At 55.8% G+C, this 18097-nt stretch carries 19 protein-coding genes; 5 read left to right on the forward strand and 14 right to left on the reverse strand.

Annotated elements, in window-relative coordinates:
- Positions 1–79: 79 nt before the first annotated feature.
- The 9 genes from hrpT to HB631_RS02215 all read right to left on the reverse strand — a co-directional run bounded on the left by hrpT (position 80) and on the right by HB631_RS02215 (position 6607).
- The gene (gene hrpT, locus HB631_RS02175; protein ID WP_345945679.1) at positions 80–271 is read right to left on the reverse strand and encodes an HrpT family type III secretion system protein; all 192 of its coding nucleotides are present in this window, start codon (positions 269–271) and stop codon (positions 80–82) included.
- 11 nt (positions 272–282) lie between these two features.
- Positions 283–2367: a type III secretion system outer membrane ring subunit SctC gene (gene sctC / locus HB631_RS02180; RefSeq protein ID WP_213989510.1), complete on the reverse strand. Its 2085-nt coding sequence runs from the start codon at positions 2365–2367 to the stop codon at positions 283–285.
- Between the two features lie 17 nt (positions 2368–2384).
- On the reverse strand, positions 2385–2612 hold the full coding sequence (locus HB631_RS02185) for a type III secretion protein HrpF (RefSeq protein WP_213989511.1): 228 nt from the start codon (positions 2610–2612) through the stop codon (positions 2385–2387).
- Between the two features lie 73 nt (positions 2613–2685).
- The gene (sctL, locus tag HB631_RS02190) at positions 2686–3327 is read right to left on the reverse strand and encodes a type III secretion system stator protein SctL (RefSeq protein WP_213989512.1); all 642 of its coding nucleotides are present in this window, start codon (positions 3325–3327) and stop codon (positions 2686–2688) included.
- Positions 3314–3898, reverse strand: coding sequence for a serine kinase (locus HB631_RS02195; RefSeq protein WP_213989513.1), 585 nt, complete (start codon positions 3896–3898; stop codon positions 3314–3316). Before HB631_RS02195 ends, sctL begins: the two co-directional genes overlap by 14 nt.
- A gap of 23 nt (positions 3899–3921) precedes the next feature.
- Positions 3922–4695 (reverse strand): type III secretion inner membrane ring lipoprotein SctJ, encoded by a 774-nt coding sequence (sctJ, locus tag HB631_RS02200; RefSeq protein ID WP_213989514.1) that lies wholly within the window; start codon positions 4693–4695, stop codon positions 3922–3924.
- Between the two features lie 7 nt (positions 4696–4702).
- Positions 4703–5080 carry an EscI/YscI/HrpB family type III secretion system inner rod protein gene (locus HB631_RS02205; protein WP_213989515.1) on the reverse strand — a complete coding sequence of 126 codons (378 nt, stop codon included), beginning with the start codon at positions 5078–5080 and terminating at the stop codon, positions 4703–4705.
- Positions 5081–5165: 85 nt separating this feature from the next.
- A complete protein-coding gene (locus HB631_RS02210; RefSeq protein WP_213989516.1) occupies positions 5166–5414 on the reverse strand; it encodes a hypothetical protein in 249 nt (82 codons plus the stop codon).
- Between the two features lie 188 nt (positions 5415–5602).
- Positions 5603–6607 (reverse strand): sigma 54-interacting transcriptional regulator, encoded by a 1005-nt coding sequence (locus HB631_RS02215; RefSeq protein WP_213989517.1) that lies wholly within the window; start codon positions 6605–6607, stop codon positions 5603–5605.
- Between the two features lie 564 nt (positions 6608–7171).
- On the opposite strand from HB631_RS02215, the gene HB631_RS02220 reads away from it, so the two are divergent.
- Entirely contained in the window at positions 7172–7765 is a 594-nt protein-coding gene (locus HB631_RS02220) for a hypothetical protein (RefSeq protein ID WP_213989518.1), read from the forward strand.
- A complete protein-coding gene (locus HB631_RS26870; protein WP_255556752.1) occupies positions 7755–8960 on the forward strand; it encodes a hypothetical protein in 1206 nt (401 codons plus the stop codon). The genes HB631_RS02220 and HB631_RS26870 overlap by 11 nt, the downstream gene beginning before the upstream one ends.
- 65 nt (positions 8961–9025) lie before the next feature.
- On the opposite strand, the gene HB631_RS02230 is transcribed toward HB631_RS26870, so the two are convergent.
- From HB631_RS02230 to rstA, 4 genes are all read right to left on the reverse strand, one after another.
- Positions 9026–9877 carry a serine protease gene (locus tag HB631_RS02230; RefSeq protein WP_213989519.1) on the reverse strand — a complete coding sequence of 284 codons (852 nt, stop codon included), beginning with the start codon at positions 9875–9877 and terminating at the stop codon, positions 9026–9028.
- A gap of 395 nt (positions 9878–10272) precedes the next feature.
- Positions 10273–10602, reverse strand: a complete 330-nt coding sequence (asr, locus tag HB631_RS02235; protein WP_213989520.1) for an acid resistance repetitive basic protein Asr — start codon at positions 10600–10602, stop codon at positions 10273–10275.
- A 220-nt stretch (positions 10603–10822) separates the two neighbouring features.
- Positions 10823–12136 (reverse strand): two-component system sensor histidine kinase RstB, encoded by a 1314-nt coding sequence (gene rstB, locus HB631_RS02240; RefSeq protein ID WP_213989521.1) that lies wholly within the window; start codon positions 12134–12136, stop codon positions 10823–10825.
- The gene (gene rstA, locus HB631_RS02245; protein ID WP_213989522.1) at positions 12133–12864 is read right to left on the reverse strand and encodes a two-component system response regulator RstA; all 732 of its coding nucleotides are present in this window, start codon (positions 12862–12864) and stop codon (positions 12133–12135) included. Before rstA ends, rstB begins: the two co-directional genes overlap by 4 nt.
- A gap of 238 nt (positions 12865–13102) precedes the next feature.
- On the opposite strand from rstA, the gene HB631_RS02250 reads away from it, so the two are divergent.
- A complete protein-coding gene (locus HB631_RS02250) occupies positions 13103–13531 on the forward strand; it encodes a hypothetical protein (protein WP_213989523.1) in 429 nt (142 codons plus the stop codon).
- Between the two features lie 63 nt (positions 13532–13594).
- Here the strand turns inward: HB631_RS02250 and ydgH are convergent, their stop codons facing one another.
- Positions 13595–14551 (reverse strand): DUF1471 family protein YdgH, encoded by a 957-nt coding sequence (ydgH, locus tag HB631_RS02255; protein ID WP_213989524.1) that lies wholly within the window; start codon positions 14549–14551, stop codon positions 13595–13597.
- Positions 14552–14879: 328 nt separating this feature from the next.
- Between ydgH and pntA the strand changes: the two genes are divergently transcribed.
- Together pntA and pntB are read left to right on the forward strand one after the other, a co-directional pair.
- Entirely contained in the window at positions 14880–16409 is a 1530-nt protein-coding gene (pntA, locus tag HB631_RS02260; protein WP_213989525.1) for a Re/Si-specific NAD(P)(+) transhydrogenase subunit alpha, read from the forward strand.
- A gap of 11 nt (positions 16410–16420) precedes the next feature.
- A complete protein-coding gene (gene pntB / locus HB631_RS02265; protein WP_213989526.1) occupies positions 16421–17809 on the forward strand; it encodes a Re/Si-specific NAD(P)(+) transhydrogenase subunit beta in 1389 nt (462 codons plus the stop codon).
- The last annotated feature ends 288 nt before the right edge of the window (positions 17810–18097 follow it).

The following is an 18097-nucleotide window of genomic DNA, read 5'->3' on the forward strand; positions in this document are numbered from 1 at the left end:
CCCATTGCCGCCGGCGGGTTCCCATCGGCAGGGAAATTTCCGACGATTTATCCGCTGACGGGCGCGGAGGTTAACCCCGTCAATCATTTATCTGGACCTGGGTGTAATCGTAGGGACCGTTGCGCAGGTCCTGCTGCCACCAGATGGTTAACCGATGCGGATCGGAGCCGGGGCGGCAACTGACCGCTTCGCACCCGGCGGTTTTCGGCTGGGCGCAGGCGCTCAGCAGGGGGCTGAGGACGATGACTATCAGCAGCTTGCGTGTAATCACGGTTTCTCTCCTTATCGCGTCACAATGAGCGGGGGTGTGCGAAATGAAGGATTTGGCGCCGCGCCGCCCGCTGAGGACAGCAGCGAAACGCGCGAGGGCCGGCCCGGACCGTTCGGTTCAAATGCCACAAAGACTTCAGCGGACTGGCCGGGCTGGAGCACTGATTGCGGCCAACTGGCCACCGCCAGCGTGCGATCGCTGCGACAGGATGCCTCGTCGAAGCGCTGCGGGGTGGAGAGGCTGTTGGTTATCACGCCGACGGAGATTTGCACGGATTCCGAGCTGTACCACTGATGGCGCTGTCCGTTGCTGTTAAACGTCAAGGGGATATTACATAACGAGTTAAGCGTCAACCCGGAGCCGCCGACGGTAAAACCACTGGGCACCCGGTTTTCCGCCAGATCGCGCATGGCATTTTCTATCAGACCCTGGAGATCGGTAAATTTATGGCGCCGGCTGACGTCATTCATGGCATCATCAAGCTGCGCGCGATTCTCCTGCGCAATGTAGCGCGACGGATCGACCTGATCCCCCACCAGATGCGGTGTAATGATAAACAGCCGTTCGCGCTGCGACGTTTCATGGGCGGTGGAGCTGAATAACCTGCCGATAAGCGGGATACTGCCGAGGATGGGAATCCGGTGCTCATGATCGCCGCTTTGCCGGGTGTGGAAGCCGCCCATCACCAGCGAACGTTTCGCTTCCACCAGCGCCTGGGTACTGATAATGCCGTCGCTGGTGCCCTCGGCATTGCCGTCATCGTCTTTGTTCAGTTTGCCGTCTTCCACATCGATAAGCAGCTGGATGGCCGAATTTTTGCTGCCGCTGATGGCGCGCGGCGTCACCCGCAGGCTGGTGCCCGCCGTCACCGTTTTGATATCCGCCACCCGTTCTCCCACCGCCTTGATAAACGCGGTGTCGCTGAAATCAATGATCGCCGGCTGGTTTTCCAGCGTCAGTATCGAGGGATTGGCGATAATGGAGGCGGTACCTTCGCCTTCCAACGCCTGGATATCGGCAAAGAAGCGCCGGAAATCGGTGACAAACAGCGTGCTGTTGCCGGCGAGCATCGATGTGCCGCCGGTGACGCCGCCGAATTGCCCGGCCCAACTGCTGGACAGCCGCGCCAGCTGTTCGCGATCGATATCGACGATCACCGCATCGATCTCGATCAGCTTTTGCGGAACATCCAGCTGATTGATCAATGACTGATACTCGGCGCGGTGCTTGGGATCATCCCGCACCAGCAGAATATTGTCGCGGACATCCGCCGATACCCGGCCGTCCACCGGAGCGGCTTTGTTGTCATTGTCCCGGTCGCGCCCCGACCGGGTGCCGCGACTCACCAATTCGTTCAGAATGCTTTGCGACTGTTGCTGCATTTCATCCGTACCGTTGCCGCCGTCCTGATTGCTGGTTATGCCGCCGGCGCTGACGGGGTTACTTTGCGCCAGCAGTTCGTTTAGCATTGTCGCCACCCCCGGCACCATCAAGGTCTGATCGCGATATTTAATCGTGCGATCGGCCACGGCGGCGTATTTAAGCGGAAACGCCATCATCTGTTTGTCTTCTTCCGGTTTTGGTGCGGTTTTTTTGGTGAAATTTTCAATCAATGCAACGTATTCCGGCGGCCCGGTGACCAGCACCACGCCGTCATCGGGCAGTTCTCCCCAGCCGAAGCGCGGCTCCAGCAGACCGATACCCTGGAGCGCCTGTTTGATATCGGGGGCCGCATCCGGTGAAATTTCCAGTCGCCTGGAGGTTTGCGCCTCCTGCGGGCTGATATACAGCGTATTGTTGTAAACGAACCACTGGAAGCGGTACTGCAGCGCCATGCGATCCAGGAAGCCCTCCGGACTATCGGCGCGCAGATTGCCGCTGACCGCGCTGTCCCCCAGCGTGCCCAGATTGATATCGACGCCGTGGCTGGTGGCGAAATCTTTCAGGACGATATTGAGGGGGGTGTTATCCGCCGAGTAGGCATAAGCGCCGCTTTTCCATTCGTCCGGCGTCGTGGCTGACGCGCCGCCCGCGACGCTGACACCGAAAATCAGCGCGATCAAAAAACGCCGAAAACATGCATACGGCTCAAACATGCCTTTCTCCCGGTAGCTCAGTTGATTGCATCGATAATGGCCTTGCGGATACCGAACTTAAATTGGGTATATTGCGAGTTGGCCCAATTGGCGTTGGACATATCCAGCATCTGGTTTTGAAAGGCATACATATCGCCGAGGCTGAATGGCTCCCCGGACATCTGTTTGGCGAACTCATAGGTATCGTCATGGGTCCGGCTGGCTTGGGTGCTTAATCGACGTTGCAACAAATCGTTTGAGTACATGATGCGGCTCCTCACAGGGTTGACCTGCTTTAAGTGGCGGGAGAAGGGCGCCGGTTCCGTCGGGTGAGACTTTTTATGGTTTTTCTTCGGTGTGTTGCGGGGTTTGCGGGGCGGGCGATAGACGTTGAACCAGGGTATGCCAATTGATGTTCAGTTCGCCGTGTTCGGTGGTTAATGTCAGGCTCTCGGCTTCTTGCCTGTCGTCGGTTTTCAACTGCCAGACAAGATGCGGATGGTGCGCCAGCCAGACTTCGATTTCCCCTCGCAGGGTCTCAGGGCAATACAGTGTCGCCTGTTCGTCCCGGCTTTGTTCGCGCAATAACTGCTGGAGCAGCGCGCTCAGTCGCTGTTCGGGCGTAAATCCGGCCAGGACCAGGTTCAAGGCCTGTGATAAGAGCCGCTCCGCCAGCGTGACTAACTGCGCTTCGTCCCGCTGCTGCTGCTGTAGCCAATCGTCAAACAGTGTGTCGGCCTGTTGCCAGAATGTGTGTTCACAGCTCCGCGTCTGTTCGGATATCTGTCGTTGCGCCTGTTCGCGGGCCTCCGCCAGTATCGTTTCTGCTTGCCGTCGCGCCTGTGCCAACGTCCCCTCCCCACGCCGTTCGGCGCGCTGTGCCAGCGTCAATGCCTGCTGCTGCCGCGCCACCGTCTCGGCGCGCAGCAGCGCCCCGGCGGCGGCGGGGTCGAACAGCGCTATCTTTTTAACCTGCCACATCGGTGTCGGACTCCTGGCGCTGGCACTGCCACAGCACCGCATCCCAGAGCGGCCGCAGCCTGCTGGGGGAAAAGGGCACCGGTGGATCTCTCTGCTCGCATTCGGTGACGGTGTCACTATTGAACTGCAGTTTCAGACGCGGCCACACGGCGGGCAGCAGCGTTTTCAGCAACAGCAGGCTGTCGGCGCGGGGACTGTCGATGAATAACGGCGCAGGCAGCCAGTGGCCGGGGCGCAGTCCTTTGGCTAACCGGCGGCACCAGATTTTCAACACCGGCGGCAGGGGACTTGCCCGCTCCCCGGCGGCGCAAATGTCCGCCACCAGGTCCAGCATCAATCGGCGTGCGTCGAAGGAGAGTGCGCTAATGGAGAGAACCAGGGCCTCGGGAGCCGTAAGCGGCGCCGGGGAAATACCCAGGCTCATACCGAGCTCCGCCGGATAACGGCGGGCGAAACGCCGTTGCAATGCCGGAGAGAGGGAAAAGAACCGGCTTTGCCGCCAACTGGTATCCGCGGATTGCCAGAAGCCTTGCGTCCACCAGCATAGCCAGTCCAACTCTTTATTTTCCATAAGATTGACCTCCGCGGCCTGGGTTATTTACCGCCATGGGGCGCCGGTGCGGGCTTCCCCGGTTTTCTGCCGATTCTTATCATCAGGATCGCCGCTATCAACAGCAGCGTGATACCGGCAACGGTTAACGCGCCCTTGATCAGGGAAAACTGCTCCGGCGAAAGCTGGAACGGGCCCAGTTTGACGACCTCCACATGATCCTGATAGCTTTTGGCCGGCACAAACACAATGGCTAAATCGTTGTTATCCCGCCCGGCCAGGCCCGGAATACTGGTGGAAACCAGGCGGCGAATCCGCGGTTCGATGCTGTCGGGGTCAAGTTTTTCCTGGTATTTGATAAACACCGACGCCGATGCGGGCTGGATAGGCTCGCCGGGGGCGATGCGTTCCGGCAGCACCACATGAACCCGCGCCACCACCACGCCGTCGATTTGCGCCAGGGTTGATTCCACCTCCTGGGAAAGGGCGTAGATATAGCGCGCGCGCTCCTCCAGAGGACTGGAAATAACGCCGTTTTTCTGGAAAACCTCGCCCAGATTGGTACGGGCTTTGCGGGGAAGTCCCGCCGCGTCCAGGATGTTAACCGAACGTTCGATATCGTCCTTGTCCACCAATACCGCAATACCCGACTTATCAATACGTTTTACCGCGTCAATATGGTACTGGCTCAGTTCGGCCACGATATCGTTGGCATCGTTTTCCGCCAGGCCGCTGTTCAGTACGGTCTGATCGTCGCATGCCGACAGACCGAGGGTCAGCAACAGAATCAGTAGATATTTCAGCACGGAAATTCCCATAGTCGGATTACTGTAAGTTGGTTAATTTATCCAGACTTTGAATACCCTTGGAGACGATTTTGGCATTCATCAGATTTTCAATATAGAAATTGGATAGCGTTGCGCTGGCCTGGTTGAAATCCAGCTCGTTGGAGGATCTCGAGGCGGTCTCCAGATCTTTGAATGCCCGCTTTTGCGCACTCTGCGTGTCGCTGACGGTATTGACGATGCCGGAAAGAAAATCCGACGATGCCGATGCCGATGCCGATGCCGATGAAGCGGCTGCGGGGGCGTTCAATTGCGCGGAGAAGTAGTGGACATCATCCGTTTCAGGGGACTGGCCTGCGGTGGCGGCGAGGTTGGCGGTCGATAGCGCCAAATCGGGTTGGTGCGCGGTGATTTTCATATTGACTTGCCCGGGGTGAGAGAGTGGGAAATAGGCGGGAAGGAGGCGAAAACCGGTCCCTTCCCGCCGCCAACAGGCCGGGATGTCAGTACTGAATCTTGACCTGCGACGCCGCGGAACCCGCCTGGGCGGCGCTGTCGGCAATACCGTTGATCCGTTGGTTTTCCGCATCCCGTTTGGCTTTATCAACCTGGTTTTGCTGCATTTGCGCCTGAATGGCATCCATTTGACCCATATAGCTGGAGCTGCTCAACGCGCTGCTGATGTCGTCCACCGAACTTGCCGCACCTGTAATGGCGCCGGCTCCGGTCACTGAAGCTGCAGAATCTGCCATGATAATTTCCTCATTAATGGTTTGGATGAAACATCGAATTGTTCGACCCTTAAGTGGCATGGAGACGCGGTTGGGTTCCAAAAGAGAAATGATTTATTTATCCAGCGGGTCTTCGGGACGGGGAACGGGAATGCCGATAATAACCCGCCGTGGGGAACGCGGCGGGCTGCTAAGGTGCAATGATGTTTTTAGGCATGGATATTTAACGCTTTAAGACGGTGATAGAGGGTGCGGCGGGGGATGCCCAGCTCATGGACCACCTCGTCAATTTTATGCCCGTGCCGGTGAAGACAGTCTGTTATCAGGCAACATTCTATCAGGCGCAGGCGATCTTTAAGCAGTGTAGCCCCTGCTTCGTGTCTGATTTTAACCTCCAGAGGAGGCAGGCCCAAAACAAAGCGGTCGGCTGCGGCTTTCAGTTCGCGGATATTTCCCGGCCAGCTATGCAGAAGCAGCGCCTCATCCAGTTCCAGGGAACGTACGGGCATCGTTTGCTGCAAGCGCAGGGCCGCCTCCTGGGTAAACCGGCGGAACAACGGGATGATCAGTTCCGGGCGCGAACGCAGCGTGGGTGTCTGGATCTTGATGGTCTCCAGGCGAAAATAGAGATCACGGCGAAAGCGCCCGAGTTCAACCAACTGGTCCAACGGGGTTTGCGAGGCGGCGATGATCCGCAGATCGAGATCGATATGCTTGGTGCTGCCGAGACGGGCGACGGAGCGCGATTCCAGCACACGCAGCAGCTTGGCCTGCAGGCTCAGCGGCATACTGTCGATCTCATCGAGAAACAGTACGCCGTTGTTGGCCACTTCGATATAACCCGCCCGTGACATATTGGCGCCGGTATAAGCGCCGGAAATCACGCCGAACAGCTCGCTTTCCGCCAACGTTTCGGGTATGGCGGCACAATTGACCGGGACCATCGGTCCCCGGCAGCCCGAAAATTGATAGATGCGCCGGGCCAGGGTATCTTTGCCGGTCCCGGTTTCACCTTGCAAGAGCAAATCGATTTTCAGGGGCGCGACCACCATGACGAGATCATTGATATTGGCGTGGATATCGACCTGTTTGATTAGTTTCCTCTCTGATAACGGTACACTCCTTTCGTGATGCCCAGCGGCGGGGGGGACGACCTTGACTTCTTCGCCGCCGCTAAACCTTTTTCGAGATATCAAATCACCATGTGGGATCATACCTTCTCCTGTCGCGTGCCATGAGTTCACCGGACGCAGGTGTCGTACACCGGTTTGCTTTATGGCAGTAGCGCATAAGCTTACGTTTGGATGCGATTTTTAAACTTTCTTGTTGTTATAAAATCTTACAAATAGCGACGTTTTCTTTACTCTCTACCATGTTAATCAAATTCCGCTATCAGTCAGTGCTGAATGTTTTGTAGGGATTAGCGTTGCCGAAGTAGGGAAATCCCTACATTTGCCGCCTGTCCCCCTCCCTGGACTGGAGCCGCCGCGGCCTGCCGCCAAAGCGGCTCCAGGCTAGGAATGGGATGAATTTTCCGTGACGACCGCCATCACCGGCGGCATGCCGGCAAGAAAGGGAACTTTCACCTCGCTGTAACCACATAAGACGAAACGTAACCAAGGCCCGCTCGGCTATTGTCAGGATTTTGTAAAGACGAGCGACGCCGGCACGTTAAATTGATGGACATTCCTAACGTATTATCGGAGGTTATGATGAGTTTACGAATCGGTGGATCAGCGTTGTCTGATGTGAGCGGTTTAGCTTCATCGGAATCGGATTTGAACAAAACGACGGCTTTAGGAGGGCGTAATGAAACCTATGGCACGGTAAGCCATGGCGGGAGCAACGGCGGCAGTAGCAATAGCCTCCTTGGCCTGGGTGACAGCGGAGGCGATCTCTCCTCCGCCTCTTCGGCATTAACCAGTGGGCAGAGTAGCAAGTCCATACTCAAGCAGTTCTTTGAGATGTTGAAAGAGTTAACCAGCGGGAAGCAGAGTAACAGCACCAACGGACAGCAGGACAACTCCAGTCAATCCCCTTCCGGCGACAACGGCACGCAAAACGCACAGCAGTCCGACAGCAGCGGTCTGATATCGCAATTGATGGAGGTTTTGAAGAAAATGCTTTCTCAATTGACCGGCGGCCTGGGAGGAACATCAAATAATTCAGACGATAGTAATTCCTCAGGCAATAACAACGGCAGCAGCGATACCTCCGGCGGTACCGGTAATGCCAATGGCAATCAGCAAAGCAGCGGCGGCATAGTGTCGAATCTCCTCGACAGTATTATGCAGCTCACGAAACTGAATGCCTTGATGTCCCTCCTGCAAGGTAGTTCGCAGAGCAGCGGAGGCACCAATAATGGCAATTAGACTCGGCGCTGCCTTTTCGCTGCCGAAGTCATTTAAAACCGATCTGCCCACCGCGGGTAACGCCGTTAAAGGCAGAATGAGCACCGGGCCGCAAGGCCCGGATTATGGCGGCGAGAAAAGAAAGGGGGGCGGTTTGTCTACCGCCTGTTCCGTGCTTGATTTCGGCTTCGGCGCGCCACGTTTCGCCGGCAATAACGGCATATCGGCAGCGGACGAAAATGCCGAAACCAAATGCGGGTCAGAAAATGGCAGCGACGACGATGCGTCATCTTTATGCGGTACATCCTCGGGCGGCGGCGAAAGCGAGGCCGGAACGCTAGGCTTATTGGCCACGCTGAAAGGGATGATGCAAAAACTCCTGGCGCTGATCGGTTTGCAGAGCGTACTGCAAGGGATGGCCGGCAATAGCGGTAATACGGCTAACGCCGGGACGACGACGCAATGCACCGACGGCGGGGCGGGGTGTACCGGCTCCGCGCCGGCGCTAGCCGGTGAAAAGGATACCAGCGTCAGGCCCACCGAGCAGAACCTGACCGGCCGTCCCCCCGGGGATAACCGGAGCGCCGAGCAAATCATCAACGACAACCCGGTGTTAAAGAATCTGGGTAATCAGAAGGATATCAAACAGGCTGAGCTGAAAGCGCGTTTTGGCGACTGGACCGCCGCTAACAAGGATCCCCAAAGCCGCGCCGACGCCGCCTATAATATGGCGAGGATACTCAACAGCGTTAAGGCATTAAAAAACCGCGAAGGCGGAGATCGCACCGAGATCTCACAAAACGGCAAGATTGAGGGCATCACCAAAAGCGGCGACGCGCGTCACGGCACGGAAGCGGGCGTACTGAAGGATATTGCCGAGCAAGGACTTTCGGCACTGCCGACCAATGGCCGCCTGCCGGAGACCAAGGATACTCATGTGCGGCTTGACGGCACCAATAAAGACAACTTCCAGTGGGCGATGGGCAGAATCGGTAATTTCCTGTCCAAGATACCGATCCTGCGATCCATCGCCGCGCCTTTCTTCAACCGTATCGGCGAAGCGAGAACGCTGGGACAGGTTTTCACCGGCGGATTGACCGGGCTTGCCGAAGGCGCCATGAGCGTATCGCGCGGACCGGTGGGCTGGGCGGTGACCGCCGCGACGGACACTGTCGGCATCGCCGTGGACAGCGCCAAAAAATCAAAGGATGGCTAAACCTGCCGATGCCGATGCCGATGCCGGCGCCGTGGCCCGGGTGCTCCGGGCCACGTCACGCCGGCCTATTGCGCCGCGGTTTTTTGCAGCGCGGTCTGGCTTTGGCTCGCGTTGTCCGTCTCTCCGGCAAGGGTCAATAACTCGCTGCGAATGGCGGTGACCGCCAAGGCGCGGTTATCCGCCCGGTAACGGTCTTTGGCCGACGGCGCCGAGCTTTGGATGGCGATTAATTGCCAGCCGGCCAGGGTGTTAAGCATCAGCGGCGAACCGCTGTCGCCAGGCAGGGTATTGCAGCGATGGGATAACACCGCCGTTTGCGCCCAGCCGGTTATCTGGCAATCCTGATGAACATAGAGTGTATCCAGATGGTCTTCCGGATACCCGGCCTGTGTCACCAGCCGATCGGCCTGCTTCAACTGTTGGGTGAGCTGCTGGCGATCCCCTTGCCATAACGGCAGCGGAATGATTTTTCTGAACGGCTTGCTTAACCGGATTAGGGCAAAATCATAGGGAGCGGCGCCCGGCGGGACCACCCAGCCGTCGCCGGAGGGTTTAAGCCGCTTGGCCAGGTCCTTGTCCACCAGGGTTTCAATGGCGTTGCTATGATAACGCCAGGCCTGATGCACGGCGACAAAACGAATCATGATGGCTTTATCGATATTTCCCGGCGGCGCCAAAACACAGTGTCCGGCGGTTAACGCCAGGTGGGGGGAAATCAGGGTGGCTGTGCAGAGATTGCCGCTGGCGGTCTCGATCTGACCGATTGCCTGCCAGGGCCTGGCGTCAGGCTTGGTTATGGGTTGCCGGCTGTCATGGCCGAAAAACAACACTTTTTGCTCTTTGGTCAGGCTGGCGGAAGCGGCGTTATGAATACTCACGGATAACAGACACAGCAGCAACAGCGGGAAGGTGCGCATAAACAAGCTCGCCTTATGATAAGTTGGAATATCATCCATGAAATAATAATTATCTTACTATAGTGGAAAACCAGGAAAATTGAGAGAATAACGTTGTCTTTCAGCGTGCTAAAGCCGTAATCAGCACAAAAAAACGCAACGAACCTGCAGGGGAAACGTAGGAATTAAATATAAAAGAATGCACTGATGACCGCACAAAGAATCAGGCAACCTAAAATGATTTCATATAAGTAGCGGCGCAGCATAGGTTGGACCCTAAAGAAACCGACACCCGGTTAACCGGGTGTCGAATAGCTAATGAAAATCCGCTAAAATTTCAACTTGTACAGCTTTTACCGCCGCACTTCCAGGGTTAAACCTGCACGCGGTCCGGTAAGCCGATTAAGGCTAAACCGTTATTTTGCTGCAGGAGCAGTGGCTGCCGGAGCGGCTTTCTTATGGGCTTTTTTCACGTGTTTTTTAGCAGCCTGGGCAGTTTGAGCCGGAGCAGCTTTCTTAGCTTTCTTCACATGTTTTTTAGCTGCTTGGGCAGTCTGAGCCGGTGCTGCTTTCTTGGCTTTCTTAACATGTTTCTTATGGGTTACGGTCTTAGCCGGAGCTTTAGTCGTAGTGGTGCTGGTGGTGGTGGTTGCCGGAGCAGTAGTAGAGGTAGTGGTATCAGCGGCAAAAGCAGCGCTGGACAATCCCATGGCGGCAGCAATAACCAGTGCAAGTACTTTTTTCATTGTCAAATCCTCAGAATTGCGGTTTCTATTTACAACCCCGAATCGGGGCCGGTGCACAAACAATAGGGGAATTAAACCACCCTGTCCGTGAGTGATTGGTATCGGCGTGTAACCGAATGTACATAAAGGGAATCGAGGTTTTTAGTTACAACATACGATAAGCGTGATTCATACAGGGAATCGACATCGGGGCGAGGGGATATCCGCCCGGCCCGACAGGTTAAAAAGGACTTTTTATAACCGGGATAGCCAGGGGATGGCTGTTAACCGGCCAACGGTAAAGAAAACGTGCTCCCCCCAGCGGGCTGGTATCGGCGATAACCTGACCGTCATGGGCCTGGGCAATGGAACGGACAATGGCCAGCCCGAGTCCGCAGCCGCCGGTGCTGCGATCCCGGCTGGGATCCAGCCGGACAAAAGGCTCAAACACCCGCTGGCGTTCGTCTTCCGGGATGCCGGGACCGTCGTCATCCACCTGCAGGTAACCATATTGGTCTTCAACTCCCAATTTCACGCTGATCATTTGTTGACTGTAGCGCAGAGCGTTGTTCACCAGATTATCCAGCACACGTTCCATGAGCCGGGCATCCACCTGACCGAAATCCCTCTGGGCGGGAATGTCCTCATGAATCACCCGTTCGCCATGCACCAACCGTATATCCGCCAGCTTCTCCGTCAACCAGCCCGGCAGATCCACCGACGTGAGGTTCAGGGTAACCTGGGGACGGTCGAGACGGGCAAAGGTCAGCAGTTCGTCGATCAATCCTTCCAACTGGCTGACATCGTGGTTCAACCGCTCCTGTTCTTCGGCACAAAGCCCTTCGCTCATGGCCAGTCGATAGCGCAAACGCACCAGGGGCGTACGCAATTCATGGGCGATATTATCAATAAGCTGTTTTTTGCTGGCAATCAGGGTGTTGACGTTGTCCGCCATTTGGTTAAAGGCCACCCCGAGCCGGTAGAGGCTTGAGGCGCTGTCAAAATGGGTCCGTTCATCCAGGAAGCCGGCGCCGAGCCGCTGTGCCGCCGTTTCCAGCCGGAGCATATCCTGCCAATGAGGCCGCATCCAGATAAAAACCGGCAGAGCCAGCGACAGGCCGATAAACACCAGCAGCGCCAAATCAAGCAAACGCATTTCATGAATAAAAAACAGATAAGGGATCGGACCCACCGCCAGCACATAATTGCTGCGGGGTATCCGTTGGATAAAGGTGTATTCGTCGTCCAGCGCGACAATCTCGCCGCGGCGCAGCCGCAAATCGTCACCGGGATTAAGTTGATATTTTCTTAGCGGTTCGATATGCAAACTGAAGGAGAGGTTGATATCCAGCTTGTTGATGGTCTTATTCCAATCACGGGGCGGGATGGATCGCAGCTCATTACGCATCAGGTAGAGCGAGCTTTTCATCAGGTCATCCATGGATTTCCTGCCGGCGCGCTCGGCGGTGACCTTATAGACCAATCCCACCAATAGCGTCATCACCAGGAAACAGACGAACAGCAGCAAGTAAAACTGGATAAACAACTTCCTCATGACCGGGCGCTCTCCCAGGCGTTCGGTGCGAACAGATAGCCTTTATTACGCACGGTTTTGATGCGAAAGGGCTCCAAGGCATTGTCATAAAGTTTTTTTCGCAAGCGGGAAATAGCCACGTCGATGCTGCGGTCAAGACCGTCATAGCTGACGCCGCGTAGATTTTTCAGCAGTGCTTCCCGATCCATGATTTGGCCGGCATGGGTCGCCAGTTCCCACAGCAATTCAAAGTCGGAAGTGGAAAGCAAGACGGTTTCAGTGCCCAAAACCACTTCCCGGTTAATCAGATCGATACTCAACTGTCCGAAATGCAGTACGCTGCCGGTACTGCCACTGCCCGACGGATGGGATGCTTCGCGCGGAGCGGAGGCGTTCTGTCGCAAATGCAAACGCAGCCGCGCCAGCAAGACCGCCGGCGGGGTGGTTTTCAGGATATAATCATTGGCGCCCATTTCCAGCGCCAAAATATGATTCATATCGCTGTCCAGCGAGGTTAACAATACAATCGGGCCGCTATAGACCGGTCGCAGATCCCGGCATATTGTCATACCGTCCTTGCCCGGCAACAGGATATCCAGCAACACCAGATCGGGGTTTTCGCGCATAATGACCTCTTGGGCGCGATCTCCTCGCGGTTCGAGCGTGACCTCGAAATCGTGTTTACCGAGCCATGCGGCAATGAGATTGCCGACTTCGGTGTCATCTTCAACAAAAACAATCTTATTCATTGTGCCGATAATCTGCGTGCATTAGGTGAAACAAATGGTACTGAGCATAACGCCTGCGGCGTTGTTGCGCCATCGGATAAGCGATAAGAAATGTCCTGAAGGGTATAAATAAAATATTACTATTCTGTTGCCCCTGGACGGTTCCTGCATTCACCTATTATTCATTGCCCTATGCTATAGTTATCGGCACATTGTGAGTCGGGGAATACACCGGGACAGCGAAGGGGAACGGGGCGAAATGGCAAAACATCAGCTCGATACTGGCGTTCAAAGCGAAAATTTATGCTTTGATTATACGCATTTTTTATCGGCCAGCTGCAAAAAACGCTGGAGTTTCATCGATGCCATTTATGGCGTCATGCCGATTTTCGGCATCGTGACCAAAACCCCGCCCGTAGACCCTGCCCAAACCCACCATGAACAGCTCAAGACCCTGGCGCTGCAAGTCCTTTCCACGCAGGTTAATGATGAAACCAATATCATCCGCCTGATAGCCCTGGCGGAGCAGCAGGGTATCCACCAATTTGACATCCGCTTACCCTATGCGCTGGAAAGAGCCCAGCTCAGCGCCATTCAACATGAATTCGGCGATCATCTCTTTTTGCATCAGCAGGACGAGCGCCTCTCCATCCGGCTGGCGCCCATCACGGAAAAACCGGCCGCCTGAGCGCGTGGCGCACAAAAAAAGGGCAAGTTATCCTCGCCCTGTTTTTTTACCCACCAGCAATGACTATTTAAACAAATCCGCGGAAACGGTCAGATTGCCGCCGCTTGCGTTCTGTTCCCATTGACGGGTGATATGGTAATACTTCGCGCCTTTTTTGGCCGCGAGCCGCGCAACCTGTTCGGAAACGTCGGTGCTGCTGTTGTAGTGCCCGGTAAAGGTGACCGAATCGAAAGGCACCATTTCCGCGGCGGTAACATTATTGACTTCCTGGATAACGGTGCCGTCCGGCAACGTGATGCTGTAACGTTTACCGGTGGTTGACTGCGTTTCAAAGAAACGGCCCACGGCGGAGCTGGGCGTACCGGATGAGGCAACTCCCGGTATCTCAACTTTGGCTGCGGCGGCGCCGCCGGCGGCCAGGGCGGCCCGTCCCGCTTCAGAGTCCGCCGGTATGGCGTCGGGGCTTTGCAGCACGCGTTTCGGCGCATCGGCTTTGTACACGAAGGCCGTTATATATTGATTACCGCCTTCGTTGGCATCGATTTGCCGCACAATATAGAAAGAGGCGGCGCCTTTTTCCTTGGCGGCTTTGGTGATGGCGTCGTTAACATCCGGCTGGCTGTGAAACAAGCCTTTAATGGTCACCGTATCAAAAGGCTCAAGAAGGTTGGCCTCGTCTTTGGGCAGTTCCTTTACGCCGTTGAAATACCGATATTGCGTGGCGGTGGAGGCCGCCGGCGCGTCTTTATGGTAGATATCGGCGGCCACCCGCCAGTTGCCGCTGCTGCTGCTGGTATCGCCGTAGCCTTGAATATAAAAGTAGTAAGCCCCTTCCTCATCGGCACGCCTGGAAACAGCGTCGGCGGCATCGCCGATAGAATTGAAATGACCGGTAACATAGACCCGGTCAAAAGGTTTCAGGCTGGCTGCCTTTTCAGGTGTCAGCTCTTGGGCGGCCTGCGTCGACAACGTGGTAAACGTCAATAACGCAGATGCCAGTAATGCTTTCTTCAGCTTCATAAAAAGTCCTTTCGACGTACGCTTTCACGCTAAACATGCTGAACTGTTGATGTATAACAGATTAGCTGCCGATTATGGCATGTAATAATAGTGAGTGTCTCAGCATTTTATGTCAGTGTGTATAACAATTGCGAAAGACCGGTAAAGGATGACGGTTTTTTTACTGAAAAAAGGCCTAACCGGTACAATGTGTAGACCGCCGTTTTTATTTTAAGTAGGTTATTGTATGACTCACGTAGGGTGATCCCAGGGTCTGCCGTATGACACATTTGACACTTGGGTCAGGATGACGGTTATTTTCAAAAAAGAACAGTTAAAAGGGAAAGCTATGCGTATTGGTGTACCGAAAGAACGCTTGGCCAATGAGGCCCGCGTTGCCGCAACGCCCAAGACCGTTGAACAATTGCTAAAACTGGGATTTACAGTTGCGATTGAAAGCGGCGCGGGCAAACTTGCCAGTTTTGAAGATGCCGCTTTTATAGCGGCCGGCGCTTCAGTCACAGACTCCTCCGATGTCTGGCAATCCGATATCATCCTGAAGGTCAACGCGCCGACGGATGACGAAATACCCTTAATCAAAAACGGCAGTACCCTGGTCAGCTTTATCTGGCCGGCTCAGAACCCGGCCTTGCTAGAGAAACTCTCCGCCAATAACATTACCGTCATGGCGATGGACGCCGTGCCGCGTATCTCCCGCGCACAGTCCATGGATGCTCTCAGCTCCATGGCGAATATCGCCGGCTACCGCGCCATAGTAGAGGCGGCCCATGAATTCGGTCGTTTCTTTACCGGGCAAATTACGGCGGCGGGCAAAGTGCCCCCGGCCAAGGTCATGATCATCGGAGCCGGAGTGGCCGGGCTTGCCGCCATCGGCGCCGCCGGCAGTATGGGCGCCATTGTCCGCGCTTTCGATACCCGTCCTGAAGTGAAAGAGCAAGTCAACAGTATGGGCGCGGAGTTCCTGGAGCTGAACTTTGAAGAAGAAGCCGGCAGTGGGGACGGGTATGCCAAAGTGATGTCAGAGGCTTTTATCAAAGCCGAAATGGCCCTGTTTGCCGCCCAGGCGCAGGACGTCGATATTATTGTTACCACCGCGCTTATTCCCGGCAGACCGGCCCCCAAACTCATCACCAAAGAGATGGTCGCCTCAATGAAGCCGGGCAGCGTCATCGTCGACCTGGCGGCACAGACCGGCGGCAACTGCGAATTAACCGTAGCCGATGCGGTCACCATGACCGAAAACGGCGTGCGGATCATCGGCTATACCGATTTACCCAGTCGGTTACCGACCCAATCCTCGCAGCTCTACGGCACCAATCTTCTGAACCTTTTGAAGCTGTTGTGTAAAGAGAAAAACGGCGAAATCGTGGTGGATTTCGACGATACCGTGATCCGCGGCGTTACCGTGGTAAAAAATGGCGAACTCACCTGGCCGGCGCCGCCGATTCAGGTTTCCGCTCAGCCGCAGCAGCCGAAAGCCGCGGCGCCCCTGGTAAAACCGGTGGAGAAACCTAGCTCGCCGCTGAAAAAATATATCCTGATTGCCATTGCGATTATTTTATTCGGCTGGTTGGCAAGCGTTGCCCCCCGCGACTTCCTGTCGCATTTCACCGTATTTGCCCTGGCCTGCATAGTAGGATACTACGTGGTCTGGAATGTCAGTCATGCGTTGCATACCCCGCTGATGTCGGTGACCAATGCGATATCCGGGATAATTGTCGTCGGTGCCTTATTGCAAATCGGCCACGGTGGATGGGTCTCTTTCCTGTCCTTTATTGCCGTGCTGATTGCCAGCATCAATATTTTCGGTGGTTTCACCGTGACTCAGCGCATGCTGAAAATGTTCCGTAAAAATTAAGGGGTTATCCCATGTCTGAAGGATTGGTGACGGCGGCCTATATCGTTGCCGCTATTTTATTTATTTTCAGCCTGGCGGGATTGTCCAGACACGAAACCTCGAAACAGGGTAATTTGTTTGGCGTTTGCGGCATGGCGATTGCGCTGTTGGCAACCATTATCGGGCCCCATGCCGGCAATATCGGCTGGATTATCGTCGCCATGGTCATCGGCGGCAGCATCGGCGTTTATCTGGCGCGTAAGGTCGAAATGACCGAAATGCCGGAGTTGGTGGCGATACTGCATAGCTTTGTCGGTCTGGCGGCGGTTCTGGTAGGCTACAACAGCTACCTCGATCAGGGTGAGATCCTGGACGCGGTGATGATCAATATCCATCTCACCGAAGTCTTTTTAGGCATCTTCATCGGTGCGGTCACTTTTACCGGTTCCATCGTGGCTTTTGGCAAACTGCGCGGTAAAATTTCCTCCCGTCCGCTCATGTTGCCCTTCCGCCATCATATGAACCTGGCGGCGCTGATTATTTCCTTCCTGTTGCTGGTGCTGTTTATCAGAACCGACAGCGTGGCCTTGCAGTCCATCGCCTTGCTGCTGATGACGCTGATTGCCCTGATATTCGGCGTACATCTGGTGGCGTCCATCGGCGGCGCCGATATGCCGGTGGTGGTCTCCATGCTCAACTCCTATTCGGGGTGGGCGGCGGCGGCGGCCGGCTTTATGCTCAGCAATGACTTGCTGATCGTAACCGGCGCGCTGGTGGGGTCCTCGGGTGCGATACTGTCCTACATTATGTGTCGGGCCATGAACCGCTCCTTTATCAGCGTTATCGCCGGCGGGTTCGGTACCGACAGTTCCGGTGGCGGAGAAGCCGCTGAAATGGGCGAATATCGGGAAACTACGGCGGAAGAGGTGGCGGAGCTGCTGAAAAATTCCAGCTCGGTTATCATCACGCCGGGATACGGCATGGCGGTGGCCCAGGCGCAATATCCGGTGCACGATATCACCGATAAGCTGATTGCGCGCGGCATTAAGGTACGGTTCGGTATCCATCCGGTTGCCGGGCGCTTACCCGGCCATATGAACGTGCTGTTGGCGGAAGCAAAAGTACCCTACGATGTGGTGCTGGAGATGGACGAGATCAACGATGACTTCAATGATACCGATACCGTGCTGGTAATCGGCGCCAACGATACCGTTAATCCGGCGGCGCAGGAAGATCCCCACAGTCCCATCGCGGGCATGCCGGTGCTTGAGGTCTGGAAGGCGCAGAACGTTATCGTCTTCAAGCGCTCCATGAACACCGGCTACGCCGGGGTGCAGAACCCGCTGTTCTTCAAGGAAAATACCCAGATGCTGTTTGGCGACGCCAAAGCCAGCGTCGAGGATATTTTGCGGGCGCTGTAAGCAGAGTATCGACAGGCAGGGCCCGGTGCGCGCTGTTGGCCAGGCGCGCTCCCGTCGACGGGCTCGTTGCACGATCGGTGATCGCGGGCCTACCGAGCCATGTGGCACTCGGTCGGGCGAAAAAACCACGCCCGATTCGACCACATTGGCACGGTCTCCCTTTAACAAGCTCGTTGCACGATCGGTGATCGCGGGCCTACCGAGCCATGTGGCACTCGGTCGGGCGGAAAAACCACGCCCGATTCGACCACATTGGCACGGTCTCCCTTTAACAAGCTCGTTGCACGA

The organism is Sodalis sp. dw_96, assembly GCF_018449575.1.
GTDB lineage: Bacteria > Pseudomonadota > Gammaproteobacteria > Enterobacterales > Enterobacteriaceae > Acerihabitans.

What these genes read in the sequence shown, in the direction of transcription:
- sctC (WP_213989510.1), bottom strand. Translation starts at nt 2,367, where the DNA reads ATGTTTGAGCCGTATGCATGTTTTCGGCGTTTTTTGATCGCGCTGATT.
- HB631_RS02185 (WP_213989511.1), bottom strand. Translation starts at nt 2,612, where the DNA reads ATGTACTCAAACGATTTGTTGCAACGTCGATTAAGCACCCAAGCCAGC.
- sctL (WP_213989512.1), bottom strand. Translation starts at nt 3,327, where the DNA reads ATGTGGCAGGTTAAAAAGATAGCGCTGTTCGACCCCGCCGCCGCCGGG.
- HB631_RS02195 (WP_213989513.1), bottom strand. Translation starts at nt 3,898, where the DNA reads ATGGAAAATAAAGAGTTGGACTGGCTATGCTGGTGGACGCAAGGCTTC.
- sctJ (WP_213989514.1), bottom strand. Translation starts at nt 4,695, where the DNA reads ATGGGAATTTCCGTGCTGAAATATCTACTGATTCTGTTGCTGACCCTC.
- HB631_RS02205 (WP_213989515.1), bottom strand. Translation starts at nt 5,080, where the DNA reads ATGAAAATCACCGCGCACCAACCCGATTTGGCGCTATCGACCGCCAAC.
- HB631_RS02210 (WP_213989516.1), bottom strand. Translation starts at nt 5,414, where the DNA reads ATGGCAGATTCTGCAGCTTCAGTGACCGGAGCCGGCGCCATTACAGGT.
- HB631_RS02215 (WP_213989517.1), bottom strand. Translation starts at nt 6,607, where the DNA reads ATGATCCCACATGGTGATTTGATATCTCGAAAAAGGTTTAGCGGCGGC.
- HB631_RS26870 (WP_255556752.1), top strand. Translation starts at nt 7,755, where the DNA reads ATGGCAATTAGACTCGGCGCTGCCTTTTCGCTGCCGAAGTCATTTAAA.
- HB631_RS02230 (WP_213989519.1), bottom strand. Translation starts at nt 9,877, where the DNA reads ATGCGCACCTTCCCGCTGTTGCTGCTGTGTCTGTTATCCGTGAGTATT.
- asr (WP_213989520.1), bottom strand. Translation starts at nt 10,602, where the DNA reads ATGAAAAAAGTACTTGCACTGGTTATTGCTGCCGCCATGGGATTGTCC.
- rstB (WP_213989521.1), bottom strand. Translation starts at nt 12,136, where the DNA reads ATGAGGAAGTTGTTTATCCAGTTTTACTTGCTGCTGTTCGTCTGTTTC.
- rstA (WP_213989522.1), bottom strand. Translation starts at nt 12,864, where the DNA reads ATGAATAAGATTGTTTTTGTTGAAGATGACACCGAAGTCGGCAATCTC.
- HB631_RS02250 (WP_213989523.1), top strand. Translation starts at nt 13,103, where the DNA reads ATGGCAAAACATCAGCTCGATACTGGCGTTCAAAGCGAAAATTTATGC.
- ydgH (WP_213989524.1), bottom strand. Translation starts at nt 14,551, where the DNA reads ATGAAGCTGAAGAAAGCATTACTGGCATCTGCGTTATTGACGTTTACC.
- pntA (WP_213989525.1), top strand. Translation starts at nt 14,880, where the DNA reads ATGCGTATTGGTGTACCGAAAGAACGCTTGGCCAATGAGGCCCGCGTT.
- pntB (WP_213989526.1), top strand. Translation starts at nt 16,421, where the DNA reads ATGTCTGAAGGATTGGTGACGGCGGCCTATATCGTTGCCGCTATTTTA.